Raw genomic sequence first — 16,136 nt, 5'->3', positions numbered from 1 at the left:
ACTCGCGCACTGCATCGCGCCGTGTGCGCGGCCCCGTTTTACCTTGCGTTGCACATTCTGCTTGCATTTAGAACGTTATCCACCTGAATCAGATTGGGGCGCCGTCCTCGCTGCCGCGACTGCTCGAGCACACGCGTCACGCGAACACCCGTCAGCGAGAAGTCGACCTCGATGTGCGGGCACGCCCGGTTCCACATATCGATGATGGTCAACATTCGAATGCGGCGGCCATGCACCAGCGCGCAGCCGGTGCAACGCCGCCTTGCGAAGCCCCCTAACGCTTCGACGAGCGCCCGCGCGGTGCCGCCTTCGCAGTCGCAATCGATGAGGCTTGCGTCGACGCCAGTGCCGTCCGCTTGAACCAGGGCGAACCAAGCGTGGCCGCGCTCATGTCAGCCGCAGAGGCGAGCAACAGCGGTGCGAGCTCTTTCAGCCGGGATTCCGGCAAGCGGCTTGTCGGGCCGGCGAGGCTCACGATGCCGACTACTTCGTTCGTCACGGGATTACGCACCGCTGCCGCGATCGACGTCATACCGATCTCGTACGTCTCGATCGCCACGCCGTAGCCACGCTCGCGCGCACCCTTCAGGTCCTTCAGGAATTGCTGGATGGTCTTCGGCGCGCGCGGCACGTTCTGCGTCTTCGCGCTGAGCCCGCCCTGCTTCGACACCAGCTCGATCGCGCGCTCATCGGGCAGCGTCGCGAGCCATGCCTGGCCGCTCGCGGTGCAATGCAGCGGCGGCTGGCTGCCCATGTCCGGGTCGTAACGCAGGCCGGATTTCGCACCCTGCGCCTTGCCGACGAACGTGATGTGATCGTCCTCGACCACACCGAGCCGCGCCAGTTCGCCGGACGACTCGGCCAGGCGATCGAGCACCGGCTGGGAAATGTCGAACACCCCGCTCGTCGACAGGTAGATCAGCGCGAGCGACACCAGCTTCAGCGCCAGCATGTACTCGCCGTGCTCTTCATCCTGACGCACGAACCCTTCATCGATCAGCATCGACAGCAGGCGATGCGTGCCGCTGCGGGGAATGTTCAGCGTATCTGCAATGGTGGCCAGCGGCATGCGGCCGCCGTTCTTTGCCAGCAATTCCAGCACTGCGAGCGCACGCTCGAGATTTCCTGCCATGGCGCCTTCTCGTCCGTATGGTGAATGTCAAATAAGAACATAATTCCATACTGGAATTCAAGCGAATTTGCGCGGCGCCGAGACCGTGGCCGCGGCGCCGCGCCCGCCATCAATGGCCGGCCGCCCCGCTCACGGCCACGAACGTGCCGCGATGGCGCGCGCCCTTGAGCAGCACCGCTGCGCCGCCCACGGCCGCCGGCACCGCAAGCGCCGCGAAGACCTGGCCGAAGCTCCAGTTCGCATGGAGCATGGCCGCGCCCAGCATCGCGCCCGCAATGCCGCCGAAACGGCCGACGCCGAGCATCCAGCTGGTCCCGGTGGCCCGCATCTCGGTCGGATAGGAGCCGGCCGCCAGCGCGCAGAAGCCCGTATTCGAACCGTTCATGCAGTAGCCGATGCCGAACGCCAGTACGCAGATCACCGTGAACTGGTGGGCCGACACGCCCATGTACCAGGCAAGCGCGCCGCCGGCGAGCACGGTCACGCCAAGCGCCGCGTGCGGATTGAAACGGTCCATCTGCCACCCGATCAGCAGCGAGCCGACCGTGCCGCCCGCCTGGAACAGCGCGCCGACGATCGCGGCCTCGGCCAGCGAAAACCCGAGCCCGCGGATCAGCGTCGGCAACCAGTTGCCGAGCAGATACACGGTCAGCAAGCCCGCGAAGTAGCAGATCCACAGCATCACCGTGCCGAACGCATGTTCGCGCGACAGAATCGCGCGGACGGGGCTGCGCGCATCGCGCACCGGCTCGGCCGACACGAAGCGCGTGCGCGCGTCGGCAACGCCGGGCTGCACGCGGTTCAGCACGCCGATGAGCCGTGCGCGGCGCTGCTCCGACAGCGCGAGATAGCGCGCGGATTCCGGCAGCCATTTGACGAGGATGGGCACGTACGCAATCGGCAGCACGCCACCGAGCAGCAGAACCGAATGCCAGCCCCACGTTTCGATCAGCCACGCGCTCACGAAGCCGCCGCCTGCCGCACCGAAGGTGAAGCCGCAGAACACGGCCGTCACCATCAGCGCGCGCCGCCGCGGCGGCGCATATTCGGCCATCAGCGTGGCCGCGTTCGGCATCGACGCGCCCAGGCCGATGCCGGTCAAAAAGCGCAGCACCGTCAGCGACACCACGCCCGTCGCAAACGCCGACGCAATGCTCCAGATGCCAAAGAACGCCACCGCGCTGACCATCACCGTCTTGCGGCCGAAGCGGTCGGACATCGGGCCGGCCGTGAGCGCGCCGAATGCGAGACCGAGCAGGCCGCCGCTCATTACCGGCCCCAGCGCGTCGCGCGGAATCGACCACGCGCCGGAAATCGACGGCGCGATGAAGCCGATCATCACCGTGTCGAGCCCGTCGAGCATCACGATCAGCATGCACAACAACAGCACGAGCCACTGGAACGCGCCCACCGGCCGCGTATCGAGAAACTGTTGAACGTCGAGCGAGCGCGCGTCTTTCGATTCGCGATCCTGAATAGTCTGCTTCGGCTTTCGGGCCGTCTGCGAGGAAGTCATGCTGATGTCTCCGGAAATGTTGTTCTTGTCGTCGTGTCGAATGCCCGATCCGCGCGCCGGCACGATGCCTGGCGCCGATCGGGCCCGTTGGGTCGCGAAGGCGGCCGGCGTGTGCTCAGGCCGGCACGGCCGCCGCGTCGATCACGGCAACGGTGGCCTCGCGCAAGCGGCGCGCCCGCTCGACGGCCGGCGTCGTCTTCGCCCACGCTTCGTTCGGCACCTCGACGCTCACTGGCAAGTGAGCGGGCAGCGCGCGCAGGATGCCCGCGAGATCGAGCCCGCCCTCGCCCGGCACCATCCGCGCGCAGCGTGCCTGGAACAGCAGCGTATCGACGTCGGTCGGCCGCTCGGCCGGCGCATCGCAGAACTGCACGTAGCCGAAGTACGCGTGCGGCAACGCCCGCAACGCGTCGGGCGACGAACCAGCACGATCGAAGTGGATCGGGTCGACGATCAGCCCGGTGTTGCGCCGGCCGCACGCGTCGACGATGCGCGCCCCGGCGCCGATGTCCTTCACGTCGGTCCACGGCATCGGCTCCAGCGACGGCAACAGGCCGAGCGGCGCGGCCAGGTCGCACAGCCGGCCGAGCCGGTCGATGGTGCGCGCTTCGTCGGGATCGTTGCCGGCCACGAGGACGTAGCGCGCGCCGAGTTCCGCCGCCGTTTCGAGCATCGGCAGGTAGTGCGTCACGTCGGTATCGGGCTTCAGCCGCACGATCTCGACGTCGAGCACGCGCATGCCGGTATCGCGCAGGACCGCGAGCGTTTCGCGCTTGAGCCGCGTATCGCCGATGATCTCGTGGCGAACCTCGGTGTCGGTGGCCGGCAGCAGTCGCAGGCCGACGTAGTCGTAGCCCGCGTCGACGGCGCATTGCACCATCCGCGGCGGACTCAGTTCGAGCACGGTCAGCGCCGACAGCGACAGCGCGCGGGATTGAGGCTGGGTCATATCGTCTCCTTGAGCGTCATGGCGTAACACGGGGCAGGTTCAGCGCAACGGCGAGAACGGCGCGGGCACGCAGATCGTCGACTCCATGGTCGTGAGATGGGCCGGGCCGCCCTTCGGCGGCCAGATGCCGTCCTTGACCGCCTCGGCGCGAATGCGCGAACGCTCGTCCACGCTCGCATACGGCCAGATGTTCAGGAAGCGCGGCGTATCGCCGTCGAGCGCATACATCGCGCCGACCAGCGGCGAGCGCCGGGTGCGCTCCGGCACCGCCTGTTCCCACACATCGATCGTGTGCTGCAGGCTGCCGAGCTTCGTGCCGTACACGCGCATCTCGTAGATGCCGCCGTGCACGGCCGGTTCGATCGGCGGCAGGAACGGGAACAGCGCATAGCTGGCCGTCTTCACGTCGATGATGGATTCGCCGCAGCCGAACGGGTTGCCTTCGAGCAGCATCCGCTTGCGCTCGCCGACGAGCGCGGCCTCCGATTCATAGCCGCGCAGCACCAGCACCTGGCCGAGCGTGCCGATGTCCGAATACCACGCGCCGAGCAGCTTGCCGCCCTGCGGATCGCCGCTGGCCTGAATCCCTTCGAAGACCTGCGCGTTCGCGCCGATCTTCACCGTGAGCGTCACTACGTCATACAGTGTCATTGCATTGTCCTCGAGGATGAATCGATGCCGGCACGCGCGGGTTCGGGCGCGGCGTCGGCGAGAGAAAGGCCGGCGAGATAACCGAACGTCATCGCCGGACCGAGTGTGATGCCGCCGCTGGGATAGCAGCCGCCCATCATGCTGGCCGAATCGTTGCCGACCGCGTAGAGGCCGGCGATGGCGCGGCCGGCTGAGTCGAGCGCGCGTGCATCGCGATCGGTGGCCAGGCCCGCGAACGTGCCAAGGCTGCCGGGCAACAGCTTCACCGCATAGAACGGCCCCGCTTCGATCGGCGCGAGACACGGGTTCGGCTGCCGGTCGGCGTCGCCCTGCACGCGGTTGTACGGTGTCGAGCCCTTGTGAAACGCCGGATCGCAGCCTTGCTTCGCGTACTGGTTGTAGGCCGATACCGTGTCCGCCAGCGAGGCTGCGTCGATTCCGCATTCGCGCGCGAGCGCATCGAGCGTCGCGCCGCGCTTGAGATAGCCGGAGCGCCGGTACGGGCCGGTCGGGAACGGAAACGGCTTCGAGAAACCGAGCCCGTAGCGCCGCTGAAAGCGATGGTCGCAAACGAGCCACGCGCACACTTCTTCACCGGCCGGCGTCGTGTCGAGCAGCGCGGAAATGAAGTCGTGATACGACGACGCCTCGTTCACGAAGCGCTTGCCCGCGCACGTCACCGCGATCGCGCCCGGCTTCGCGCGCTCGATCAGATGCGGAAACGCGACTGCATCGCCGCCCGGCTGCGGCACCAGCGAGACGGGCGCCCATGCGGCCGGCGCATCGAGCGACCGGTCGAAATGCGCGCCGATCGATTCGCCGAGCCGGATCCCGTCGCCGGTATTGCAACGCGGCGCCGCCGACCAGTGTTCGCGGCCCGACGGCGTATAGGCGAACGTCTGCGCGCGCCGCGCCTGATCGTGCGGGAAACCGCCGCAAGCCAGCACGACGCCGCGCGCCGCGCGCACCTCGTGCACGATGCCGTCGATCGCCACGCGTGCGCCGGTCACGCGTGCGTCGTCGCGCACCAGGCCGATCGCCTTCGCGTTCGTGCGCAGGTCGACCCCGCGATCGGCCGCCGATTTCAGCAGGCGCGCGACGAGCGCATTGCCGTTCACCAGATGCATCGAGCGCCCGTAGCGCAACTTGTGCCACCCGAACGCGGCCAGCCGGCGGCCGACATGCAGCGCCGACTTCAGCGAGCGCGTGGCGCGATAGAAATGCGCGAGATCCTGGCCGGACGCGAGCGCCATCCCCTTGAGCGTCGTCACCGACAGCGGCTCGCGCAACCGGTCAATCAGCGGGCCCAGCTCGCGACCGTCGAACGGCATCGCGCAGACCGAGCGCCCGCCCGTGCCGGCACCCGGCGTGGTGTGGAAATCGGGAATGCGGTTGCCGTCGACGAAGCGCACGGCCGTGTTCCGCTCGAAGAATTCGACCATCTCCGGGCCGCGTTCAAGCAGCGCATCGGCCTTCGCCGCATCGAACTGCGCGCCCAGTTCGTTTTTCAGATACGTGCGCGGCACCTCGATGTCCTCGCGAATGCCGGCCCGCGCCGCGAGCGGATTGCGTGGAATCCACATCCATCCGCCCGACCACGCGGTCGTGCCGCCAAACACGGCCTCCTTCTCGGCGACGATCACGCGCAGGCCCTGCGCCGCCGCCGTGACCGCCGCTGCGAGGCCGCCCGCACCGGAGCCCAGTACCAGCACGTCGCAATCGAGTATCGGTTCACGCTTCATGTTCAATCTGCCCGTTCAGTGTCTCCAACGCCGGATGCGACCCGATCGCGACGTATGTGGAATATTCTTTCGAAATGGAATACTATTCCACTAAATCGGGTTTAGCAAAGACTTTAACGAAAGGGAGGCAGCGCAATGCGAGTACTGGTAACGGGTGGCAGCGGTTTTCTCGGCGCATGGATCATCAGGAGGCTGCTCGCGCGCGGCATGGAATGCGTGAGTTTCGACGTGCGCACGAACCCGCGCCTCGTCGAGGCGCTCGCGCCAGAGCGGGCCGCGGCCGTGCAGTGGCGCACCGGCGACATCGCCGACGCGGCCGCCACGGCACGCGCATTCGACGGCTGCGACGCGGTGATCCATCTCGCGGGCATCCTTACGACGGACTGCGCGGCCGATCCGGTGCGCGGCGCGCGAGTCAACCTGGTCGGCACGCTGAACGTATTCGAGGCCGCCCGCGCGTCCGGGATGCAACGCGTGCTCTATGCGAGCAGCGCCGGCGTATTCGGCCCCGACGACGGCGCCGTGCCGCTACCGCAAACCCACTACGGTGCGTTCAAGCTGGCGTGCGAAGGATCGGCGCGCGCGTACTGGCACGACCACGGGATCGCGAGCGTGGGCTTCCGTCCGCTCGTCGTCTATGGCGCCGGGCGCGAGACCGGATCGAGCGCGGGGCCGAGCCTGGCGTGCCGGGCGGCCGCGCGCGGCGAGCGCTACACGATTCCGTTTACCGGCACGACGGGCCTCGTGTTCGCCGACGACGTCGCCGCCGCCTACGAGGCCGCGCTGCTGGCCGAGATCGACGGCGCGCACGCGTTCACGCTCGCGGGCGAGATCACCCCGGTGAACACGCTGATCGAGCGGATCGCGGCCATCGTGCCGGGTGCGCACCTCGATGCCGGCGGGCCGCCGCTGCCGATCGCGACGGCGTTCCCCGACGACCCCGCGCTCGGGCGCCTGCTGCCCGGCCTGCCGCGGACCGCGCTCGACGACGGCCTGCGGCAGACGGTGGCGTTCTACCGGCGCCAGCGCTAGGCCGGCGCACGCCCCCGCGGCTATGCCGCGACGTCCGCGGGCACAACGCCCGTGCGCGTCGCGGCCGCACGATGCACGGCGAGCGTCGCCGCGAGCGTGCGCGCGGCGTCGTCGGCCGAACAAAGCGGCGCCTCGTCGCCCGCGATCACCGCCGCGAAGTGGCGCAACTGCTCGTGATACGGATCGGCGCCATGCGGCGTGCAGCGCTCGACCGTCAACGGATCGTGCCAGCCCTTCCCGCTGCGGTATTCCCACAGATCGAGTTGCGGCAGCGTGAGCGAGGCATCCGTGCCGATGAGGAAATGCGTGTTCACCTGCTGCCGTGGATAGTGCGAGGCCTCGCCCGCCGCGAGATCCCAGTTCCAGGGTGACGCCGCGCAATCGGACACGGCCAGCGTGCCGAGCGCGCCGCTGTCGAAGCGAAGGAGCACGGCGGCCGTGTCTTCCACGTCGAAGCCGCGCACGCGATTGGACGCCTGGGCCTGCACCTCGACGATCTCGCCAAGCAGGAACCGCATGATGTCGATGTCGTGAATCAGGTTGATCAGCACGGGGCCGCCGCCCGCGCGACGGCGCCACTCGACCTCGAAATACGCGTCGGGTTTGTAGAAGGTCGCGAGCGCATTGGCCGCGACCGGCTTGCCGAGCCGCCCCGACTGCACGATCTCTCGCGCGCGCCGCAGGATCGGATTGTGGCGGCGATGGTGGCCGACCAACAGCGGCACGCCGGCTTCGCGTGCGGCGCGTCCCAGCTCGGCTGCCGCCGCGACGCTGTCCGATACCGGCTTCTCGATCAACGCCGGCACGCCGCGCGCGATGCACGCAAGGCCGACCTCCACATGTGTCGCATTCGGCGTCGCGACGATCGCGCCGTCCGGGCGCACCGCGTCGAGCATCGTCGCGTAATCGGCGAACCCGCGTACCCCCTCGGCACGCGCGAACTGTTCGGCCGCCGGCGATGGATCGGCGATCGCCACCACTTCCACCTGCGCGTGCATGCGCGCGCGCTCCACGTGCATCCGCCCGATTGCGCCCGCACCGATCACTGCCAGCCGTCTTCTTGCCATCGCTTCATCTCCGTTGTTCGGGGCGTCCGCATCGCGTCGTGTCGTTCGCATTCCGGACCGACCGGGTGAATACCCCGATTTATTGAAATCTCCTTTGATTGTTGAATGCTATTCCACTTCAAACCAGAATTCACGAAAAAATTCGACACGTGTCGCGCGGCCTGCCCAAGGACCGCGCGGAATCGACCTTGACCAAGAAACAGGAGGCCAGACACATGACTGACCAGCACGAGCAGAACGACACCCTTTCCAGCCACCCGGCGGACGCGCCCGACAGCCCGGCGTTGTCGCGCCGCGCGTGGCTCGTCACCGCGGGCAAGGCGCTCGCGGGCGGTGCGGCGGCGCTCGCCGCGCCGGCGATCGTGCGCGCGCAGGGCGAGCAGCCGCTGAAGCTGGGCCTGCTGATGGCCAAGCAGGGCGTGTGGACCGAACAGGGCGAGGTGATCGCGAACGGCGTCAAGCTCGCGCTCGACGACGCGGGCAACCAGGCGCGCGGCCGGCGCGTCGATCTCGTCTGGTACGACGAACCGAATCCGCAGTCGGCGCAGCAGAACATGCAGAAGCTCGTCGAGCAGGACAAGGCGATAGCGGTGATCGGCGGCACGAACAGCGGCACGTCGCTGGCGATGTCGTCGGTCGCGTGGCGCACCAAGACGCCCTACATCGCACCGAACGCCGCGGCGCGCGAGCTCACCGGCAGCAGCTGCAACCCGTACACGTTCCGCGTGCTGAGCCCGACGCCCGTCGCGTGCCGCGCGCTCGCGCCGTCGCTGCTCGCGATCGGCAAGAAATGGCACTTCCTCGTCGCGAACTATGCGTACGGGCAGGACATCCAGCGGGCGATGTCGGACTTGCTGAAGCAGTCGGGCGGCTCGATCACCGGCGCCGACGTCACGCCGCTCAACACCACCGATTTCAGCTCGTTCATCCTGAAGATCCGCCAGTCGAAACCCGACGTCGTGCTGCTCGGCCTGCCGGGCGGCGACCTGTCGACGTTCCTGAAGCAATACGCGGAAATGGGCATGAAAGGCCGGATCCCGGTGGCGTGCCCGATCATCGGCGACTCGGATCTGTGGTCGATCAACGCCGATGCGGCGACCGGCTACTACGGCAAGCCGTGGCATTTCAGCTCGCCGGGCCATTCGCCGGAAGAAGTCGCGTTCGTCAGGAAGTACACGGCGAAGTACGGCAAGCCGCCGGCCGACAAGGCCTGGATCGGCTGGTTCACGGCGCGCGCGCTGCTGCAGGCGATCAACCACGCGAAGAGCACGTCCGGAGCGGACATCGTGCAGAGCCTGGAAACCATTCAGCTCACCGACGGCAGCGGCCCCGCGAATTTCCGCCCGTGGGACCACCAGCTCCTGCGGCGCTGGAGCGTGTTCAAGGTGAAGGACCGGATCGCGGACAAATGGGACTGGCTCGACCCGATCTCCGTCGTGCCGCAGAACCCCGCCGAGCTCGACCGCCTGTTCGGCACGCGCCAGGAGATCGGCTGCCGGATGGCCGCGCGCTGAGCCCGCGCGCCGCCGCTGCGGCGGCGGCGCCCGAATCGACACGGCCCCAAGCGTATCCCGCGCGCGTCGCGGCCCGCCGCTCGCCCGTCACCACGGGGCGTGGCGCGGCGGCGGCGGGCCGCACTCTGGAGTAAGGGCATGGCTGAAATGTTGTTGTCCCAGGTCGCCAACGGACTGGTGCTGGGATTCCTCTATGTATTGCTCGCGATCGGACTGTCGATCATCTGCGGGCTGCTCGGCATCGTGAATTTCGCGCATGGCGCACTGTTCGCGCTCGGCGCCTATTTCGCGATCGCGCTGTCGACGCAGTTCGGATGGGGCGCCGTCGTGCTCGCGCCGGTGCTCGTCGCGGCGGTGGGCGTGCTGATCGAACTGGTGTTCATCCGACGCCTGTACGGCAAGGAGCCACTGCTCGGCCTGATCGTCACGTTCGCGCTGTCGCTGCTGCTGACCGCGCTGGTGCGCCTCGTGTGGGGCGCGGGCGGCCTGCCGTTCAGCCCGCCCGAAATGCTCAACGGCTTCCTCGTGTACGGGCCGCTGCTGATCACGAAGTACCGGCTGTTCGTGCTCGCCGCGACGGTCGCGATCCTCGTCGTGCTGTGGTGGTTCATGAACTACACGCCGTACGGGCGGATCCTGCGCGCCGGCAGCCGCGATCCGGAAATGGTCGGGCTGCTCGGCATCAACCTGCCGCGCGTGCTGACCGGCGCCTTCGCGCTCGGCGCACTGCTCGCGGGCGCCGCCGGCGTGCTCGCCGCGCCGCTCGTCACGGTCACGCCGGGGATGGCGACGACCGCCGTGATGCCGGCCTTCGTGATCGTGACGATCGGCGGGCTCGGCTCGTTCGCCGGCGCCGTGGTCGCGGGCCTGCTGGTCGGCATCGTGACCGCGCTGGCCGTCCAGTTCTTTCCGGAGGGCTCGTCAGTCGCCATGTACGTGCTGATGGCACTCGTCCTTCTCGTCCGCCCTCGCGGGCTGTTTGGTGAACGCTGGGAGCGCTTCGAGTGAAACCCGACTATCTGACCCGCCACCCTGTCGCGGTGCTGACCACCGCGCTCGTCCTCGTGTCGCTCGCGCTCACCGCGACCGGCACGCCGCTCGAGCGCGCGACCCAGATCGCGATCTACACGCTCTACGGAATGGGCGTGAACCTGCTGGTCGCGTACACGGGCCTCGTGCCGTTCGGCGCATCGGTGTTCTTCGGCACGGCCACGTACCTGGTCGCCGTGTCGCTGCTGCGCGTGCTCGGCAACGAGCTGCTCGCGCTCGCGGCCAGCGTGGTCGTGACGACCGTGCTGGCCGCGCTGATCGGCGCGATCGTGTTGCGCCGGCGCGGGCTGTACTTCTCTTTGCTCACCCTCGCCTGTTCGCAGATCGCATTCGAGATCGCATTCAAGTGGACGGATGTGACCGGCGGCGAAAACGGGCTGCAGAACGTGCCGCGCCCGACTTTCCCGACGACCGTCGGCTTCCACGTATTCGCGTGCGTGACGGTGATCGCCATCGCGTATCTGCTGTGGCGCCTCGTGCACGCGCCGTTCGGGCGGGCGCTGCAGGCGTTGCGCGACAACGAGCAGCGCGCGGCGAGTCTCGGCTACGACACGTATCGGCTCAAGCTGCGTGCGTTCGTGATCTCGGCCGCCGTGATCGGCTACGCAGGCGGCCTGCTGTGCCTGATGCTGCAAGGCGCATACGCGAACAACCTGAGCTGGGAGCACGCGGGCGACAGCCTGTTGATGACTGTGCTCGGCGGCGTCCACCAGTTTCTCGGGCCGCTGTGGGGCGCGATCGCGTTCATCCTGCTCGAGGACAAGCTCAGCAGCCTGACCGAGCACTGGTGGCTGATCTTCGCGCCGATCATCATCGCGTTCGCGTTCTTCTCGCCCGAGGGTATCCACGGCATCGTGCAGCGGTTGCTGCGACGCCCGCGCTGGACCCTCGTGCGCGACACGATTCCCGCGCGTCCCGACACGATCGCGCCGTATCGCGCCGGCGGCATCGACACCGATTCCGACAAGCCCGTGCTGAGCGTGCGCGGGCTGTCGAAACATTTCGGCTCGCTCGTGACCGCCGAACAGATCGACCTCGACGTCCATCCGCGCCGGCTGCACAGCTTCATCGGCCCGAACGGCGCGGGCAAGACCACGTTCTTCAACATGCTGACGGGCGTGCTGTCGCCGACGGCCGGCACGATCACGTTCGACGGCCGGGACGTGACGAAGCTCGCGATGTTTCGCCGCGTGCGGCTCGGCATGAGCCGCTCGTTCCAGATCCTCAGCGTGTTCCGCAACCTCACCGTGTTCGAGAACGTACGCGTGGCCGTACAGGCCGCGCAGCACGATCGCCTCGGCATGTGGCGCGACGCGCACACGCTCGGCGAACAGAATGCGCTGACCTGGTCGCTGCTCGCGGCGGTCGGGCTGGACGATCGCGCGGCGCACGGCTGCGAAAGCCTGTCGCATGGCGAGCAGCGCCTGCTCGAAATCGCGCTGTCGCTCGCGACCCGCGCGCGCCTGCTGCTGCTCGACGAACCGCTCGCGGGGCTTGCCGAGGCCGATCGCGTGCGCGTGGCGGCGATCATCCGCGAGCTGGCCAACCATCATGCGGTACTGCTGATCGAGCACGACATCGATCGCGTGCTGACGATCTCCGATCGCGTCAGCGTGCTCCATCGCGGCCGGCTGATCGCGGACGGCTCGCCTGCCGAAGTCGCGCGCCATCCCGAGGTGGTCGAAGCCTATCTCGGCCACGCGAAGGGCGAGCGGCCGGTCGATGCGCGGCTGGCCGCACGACGCGGCGCGCAGCACGAAGAAGCCGCGCCGGCGCGACGCCCGCTGCTGCGCCTCGAAGGAGTGAAGGCCGGTTACACCGGCAACACGATCCTCGACGGCATCGACCTCACGCTCCACGAAGGCGAAGTCATCGCGATCCTCGGCCGCAACGGCGTTGGCAAGACGACGACGTTGCGCGCCGCGACCGGCGTCGCCGAAGTCACGGCCGGGCGCATCGTGTTCGACGGCCACGACATCACCGGGCGCCCCGCGCACGAGATCAATCGCCTCGGGCTCGCGATGGTGCCCGAAGGCCGCCGGCTGTTCCCCAACCTCACGGTTGCCGAGAACCTGCGGCTCGCCGCGCGCAAGGGCGGCGCGAGCGTCGACGAAATGTTCACGCTGTTCCCGCGCCTCGCGGCGCGCAAGGATGCGCGTGCCGAACACCTGTCCGGCGGCGAACGGCAGATGGTGGCGATCGCCCGCGCGCTGATGGCGCCGGCGAAGGCCATCCTGCTCGACGAGCCGTTCGAAGGGCTCGCGCCCGCCGTCGTGCAGGAAGTGCTCGACGCGGTCGTCAAGCTACGCGAGCGCGCGAGCGTCGTGATCGTCGAGCACCAGGCCGACATGGTGCTGCCGATCGCCGATCGCGCATACGTGCTCGTCAACGGTCACGTCGCGCACGAAAGCAGCGCGGTCGCGCTCGAACAGGACCCCGCCACCCAGGCGAAATTGCTCGGCATCGTACACAACGAAGCCGGTTCCACCCAGGAGATGAAAACAGCATGATTGCCCCCTTGACCCCGACCACCCCGGTTTCGCTCGACGAAGGCCTGAGCGGTGCGACCCGTGTCCACTTCATCGTCGGTGATCCGATCGCGCAGGTCCGTTCGCCCAAGGGCGTGACGGCCGCGCTGCGCGAGGCCGGACTCGACGCGCTGGTCGTCCCCGCGCACGTCGCGCCGGACGATCTCGCGGCGTTCTTCGCGGGCATCACGCCGATGCGCAACGTCGACGGCGTGATCATCACGGTGCCGCACAAGTTCAGCGCCGCCGGGTTCTGCACGAGCCTGTCCGACGAAGCCGCATTCCTCGGCGCGGCCAATACGCTGCGCCGCACCGCCGACGGTGGCTGGCACGGCGGCATGTTCGACGGCACCGGCTTCGTCGCCGCGCTCGGCGACGCAGGCTGCGACCTGCGCGGCAAGCGCGCGCTGCTGGTCGGCGCGGGCGGCGCAGGCTCGGCGATCGGCCATGCGCTGGTGATGGCGGGCGTCGCGTCGCTCGACGTGCGCGACAACGATGCCGCCCGCACCGCGTCGCTGGTCGACCGGCTGGCGACGCTGCAACGCGGCACGGTGCGCGTCGCCGCCGCGGACGTCGCGCCCGAATCGTTCGACGTGATCGTCAATGCGTCGCCGATGGGCATGCGGGCGGACGATCCGCCGCCCGTCGACGTATCGCGCGTGCCGGCCACCACCTTCGTCGGCGACGTCGTCACGAAGCCGCCGCTCACGCCGTTCATCGAAGCGGCGCGTGCCCGCGGCTGCCGAACCGTCACGGGCACGCAGATGTTCTCGCGGGTCTGTGACCGGATGGTCGCGTTCCTGATCGATACCGCCGCCTGAGCGCGTGCGGGCGGGGTGCGAGCGCCGTGCGCGGCGCGCCCCGCCGAATCCCGTTCGCCACCACGGGCAGCGGCCACATCATCGACGCGACCGCCACGCTCGGCGACGGCTTCAACTCGGCGCCGTCGTCCACGCGCAGCCAGTTCGCGGCCGGCGTCGGCATCGTGCACCGCTTCTGAACGTCGCCGCACGCAGCTTCGCCTATTTTTTTGGAACCATATTCCACTTTGTTATTTATTGGAATACTATTCCACAATTATCGGAGCATCTTCCGCCGCGCATCGAATCCGGGCGCGCGACGGAACGACATGAAGGAGACGTGGACATGGTTGCGGTGCAACAGGACTGGGACGAGGAAGTGGACCTGCTGGTATTCGGCGCGGGGGCGGCGGGCATGACCGCCGCGCTCGTCGCGCATCACGAGGGGCTTGCGGTCCTCGTCTGCGAAAAAACAGCCGTGGTGGGCGGCATCACGTCCACGTCGGGCGGCACGACGTGGGTGCCGGGCACTCGCCTGAGCGTCGACGCGGGCGTGCCCGACAGCATCGACGATGCGCGCCGCTTCCTGCAGTCGGTGGTCGGCGCACGCGGCGGCGACGACGCGCGCGAAGCCTTCCTGCAGAGCGGCCCCGATGCGATCGACGAGCTCGCGCGCATCAGCGAAGTCAAGTTCGTCGCCGCCGCCGCGCATCCCGATTACGTGAACGGCCCCGGCGCGGCCTATGGCGGGCGGGCGCTCGTGCCCGCGCCGTTCGATGCGCGCGTGCTCGGCCGCGCATTCGCGCGCGTGCGCCCGCCTCGCAAGGAGTTCATGGGGCTCGGCGGGATGATGGTCGCGCGCACCGACCTCAATGCGCTGCTCGCGCCGTTCGCATCGGCCGCGAACTTCAAACGCACGGTCGCGGTCGTCGGCCGCTATGCGATGGACCGCCTGCGTTTTCCGCGCGGCACGCAGCTCGTAATGGGCAACGCGCTCGCCGCGCGGCTCTATTACAGCCTGCTCAAGCGCCAGGTCGAGATTCGCTTCGACACGCCACTACTCGAACTGGTACGCGACGACGGCCACGTCACCGGCGCCATCGTCACGACGCCGGACGGCGGCCGCAGGCGAATCGGCGCGCGGCGCGGCGTGGTGCTCGCGACCGGCGGCATCACGCGCCATCCGTCGCTGCGCCAGCAGTTCTTCCCCGCCGCGGCCCGGCCGCTGTCGCTGTCGCCGGCGACGCACACCGGCGACGGCGTCGACCGCGCGCAGCGCGTCGATGCGCGGGTCGAAAACGGCGGCGACAGCCCGGGGCTGTGGATGCCGTGCTCGATTCGCCGTGCCCCGGGCGGCGACGGCGACAGCGTCTGGCCGCACATCATTCTCGATCGCGCGAAACCCGGCCTCATCGCGGTCAACAGCCGCGGCGAGCGCTTCGTCAACGAGTCGGACTCGTATCACGACTTTGTGATGGGCATGCTGCGCGACAGCGGCAACGGGCCCAGCGTGCCGGCCCATCTGATCGTCGATGCGGCGTTCATCCGGACCTATGGCCTCGGCCTGCTGATGCCGGCGCGCAGCGCGGCGCGCATCGCGGCGTTCGAGCGTGCCGGCTATCTGGTCAAGGGCGAGACGCTGGCTGAGCTGGCAGCGAAATTGCAGGTGGATGCGAACGGCTTGGCGCGTACCGTCGCGACCTACAACCGCGACGCCGCCAACGGCGAGGATCCGGCGTTCCAGCGCGGCAGCAGCCCGATGAGCCGCTTCAATGGCGACCCGGCGCAACAGCCGAACCCGTGCATTCGCCCGATCGGCGCCGGGCCCTACTATGCCGTGACCGTATGGCCCGCCGACCTCGCGTGCAGCGCGGGGCTGAGCGGCACGGCGAACGGCGAGGTGGTCGACGTCGACGGGCGCGTGATTCCCGGCCTGTTCGCGTGCGGCAACGATCTCGCGTCGATCTTCCGCGGCACCTATCCGGGCCCCGGCACGACGCTCGGCCCGGCCATCGTATTCGGCTGGCGCATCGCGAAATTCGTCGCGCGACGCGACGCGGGGTCGACGGGCACATCGGCCGCGACCACCGCGCATCGCTCGACCTGCGACAGCGCCCACGGCTGACGAACGCGCCGGCACGGCACGGGCAAGCCG

General features: G+C 68.8%; 13 protein-coding genes. 7 read left to right on the top strand and 6 right to left on the bottom strand.

All coding sequences use genetic code 11. The features are described from left to right. Positions 1-274: 274 nt before the first annotated feature. The 5 genes from BTE28158_RS06320 to BTE28158_RS06300 all read right to left on the bottom strand — a co-directional run bounded on the left by BTE28158_RS06320 (position 275) and on the right by BTE28158_RS06300 (position 5,990). Entirely contained in the window at positions 275-1,132 is an 858-nt protein-coding gene (locus tag BTE28158_RS06320) for an IclR family transcriptional regulator (RefSeq protein WP_151052158.1), read from the bottom strand. Between the two features lie 109 nt (positions 1,133-1,241). Next, positions 1,242-2,648 carry an MFS transporter gene (locus BTE28158_RS06315; RefSeq protein ID WP_151052156.1) on the bottom strand — a complete coding sequence of 469 codons (1,407 nt, stop codon included), beginning with the start codon at positions 2,646-2,648 and terminating at the stop codon, positions 1,242-1,244. Positions 2,649-2,763: 115 nt separating this feature from the next. Then, entirely contained in the window at positions 2,764-3,597 is an 834-nt protein-coding gene (locus BTE28158_RS06310; protein WP_059600128.1) for a sugar phosphate isomerase/epimerase family protein, read from the bottom strand. A gap of 39 nt (positions 3,598-3,636) precedes the next feature. Beyond that, positions 3,637-4,248, bottom strand: coding sequence for an NIPSNAP family protein (locus BTE28158_RS06305; protein ID WP_059600129.1), 612 nt, complete (start codon positions 4,246-4,248; stop codon positions 3,637-3,639). Further along, positions 4,245-5,990 carry an FAD-dependent oxidoreductase gene (locus BTE28158_RS06300; protein ID WP_151052154.1) on the bottom strand — a complete coding sequence of 582 codons (1,746 nt, stop codon included), beginning with the start codon at positions 5,988-5,990 and terminating at the stop codon, positions 4,245-4,247. The genes BTE28158_RS06305 and BTE28158_RS06300 overlap by 4 nt, the downstream gene beginning before the upstream one ends. 135 nt (positions 5,991-6,125) lie before the next feature. Between BTE28158_RS06300 and BTE28158_RS06295 the strand changes: the two genes are divergently transcribed. After that, positions 6,126-7,022: an NAD-dependent epimerase/dehydratase family protein gene (locus BTE28158_RS06295; protein ID WP_124901217.1), complete on the top strand. Its 897-nt coding sequence runs from the start codon at positions 6,126-6,128 to the stop codon at positions 7,020-7,022. Between the two features lie 20 nt (positions 7,023-7,042). Here the strand turns inward: BTE28158_RS06295 and BTE28158_RS06290 are convergent, their stop codons facing one another. Then, on the bottom strand, positions 7,043-8,089 hold the full coding sequence (locus BTE28158_RS06290; protein ID WP_151052740.1) for a Gfo/Idh/MocA family oxidoreductase: 1,047 nt from the start codon (positions 8,087-8,089) through the stop codon (positions 7,043-7,045). 215 nt (positions 8,090-8,304) lie between these two features. Between BTE28158_RS06290 and BTE28158_RS06285 the strand changes: the two genes are divergently transcribed. The 6 genes from BTE28158_RS06285 to BTE28158_RS06260 all read left to right on the top strand — a co-directional run bounded on the left by BTE28158_RS06285 (position 8,305) and on the right by BTE28158_RS06260 (position 16,106). Next, the gene (locus BTE28158_RS06285) at positions 8,305-9,603 is read left to right on the top strand and encodes an ABC transporter substrate-binding protein (protein ID WP_059600132.1); all 1,299 of its coding nucleotides are present in this window, start codon (positions 8,305-8,307) and stop codon (positions 9,601-9,603) included. Between the two features lie 138 nt (positions 9,604-9,741). Beyond that, positions 9,742-10,611, top strand: a complete 870-nt coding sequence (locus BTE28158_RS06280; protein WP_151049790.1) for a branched-chain amino acid ABC transporter permease — start codon at positions 9,742-9,744, stop codon at positions 10,609-10,611. Then, a complete protein-coding gene (locus BTE28158_RS06275) occupies positions 10,608-13,163 on the top strand; it encodes a branched-chain amino acid ABC transporter ATP-binding protein/permease (protein ID WP_151049788.1) in 2,556 nt (851 codons plus the stop codon). Before BTE28158_RS06280 ends, BTE28158_RS06275 begins: the two co-directional genes overlap by 4 nt. After that, positions 13,160-14,002: a shikimate dehydrogenase family protein gene (locus tag BTE28158_RS06270; protein ID WP_151049786.1), complete on the top strand. Its 843-nt coding sequence runs from the start codon at positions 13,160-13,162 to the stop codon at positions 14,000-14,002. Before BTE28158_RS06275 ends, BTE28158_RS06270 begins: the two co-directional genes overlap by 4 nt. Before the next feature lie 26 nt (positions 14,003-14,028). Further along, positions 14,029-14,181: a hypothetical protein gene (locus tag BTE28158_RS06265; RefSeq protein WP_159086507.1), complete on the top strand. Its 153-nt coding sequence runs from the start codon at positions 14,029-14,031 to the stop codon at positions 14,179-14,181. Positions 14,182-14,327: 146 nt separating this feature from the next. Next, positions 14,328-16,106 (top strand): FAD-binding protein, encoded by a 1,779-nt coding sequence (locus tag BTE28158_RS06260; protein WP_151049783.1) that lies wholly within the window; start codon positions 14,328-14,330, stop codon positions 16,104-16,106. Positions 16,107-16,136: the final 30 nt, after the last annotated feature.

The organism is Burkholderia diffusa (assembly GCF_902499115.1).
GTDB lineage: Bacteria > Pseudomonadota > Gammaproteobacteria > Burkholderiales > Burkholderiaceae > Burkholderia > Burkholderia diffusa.
This window is presented reverse-complemented; position numbering and strand designations above follow the sequence as displayed.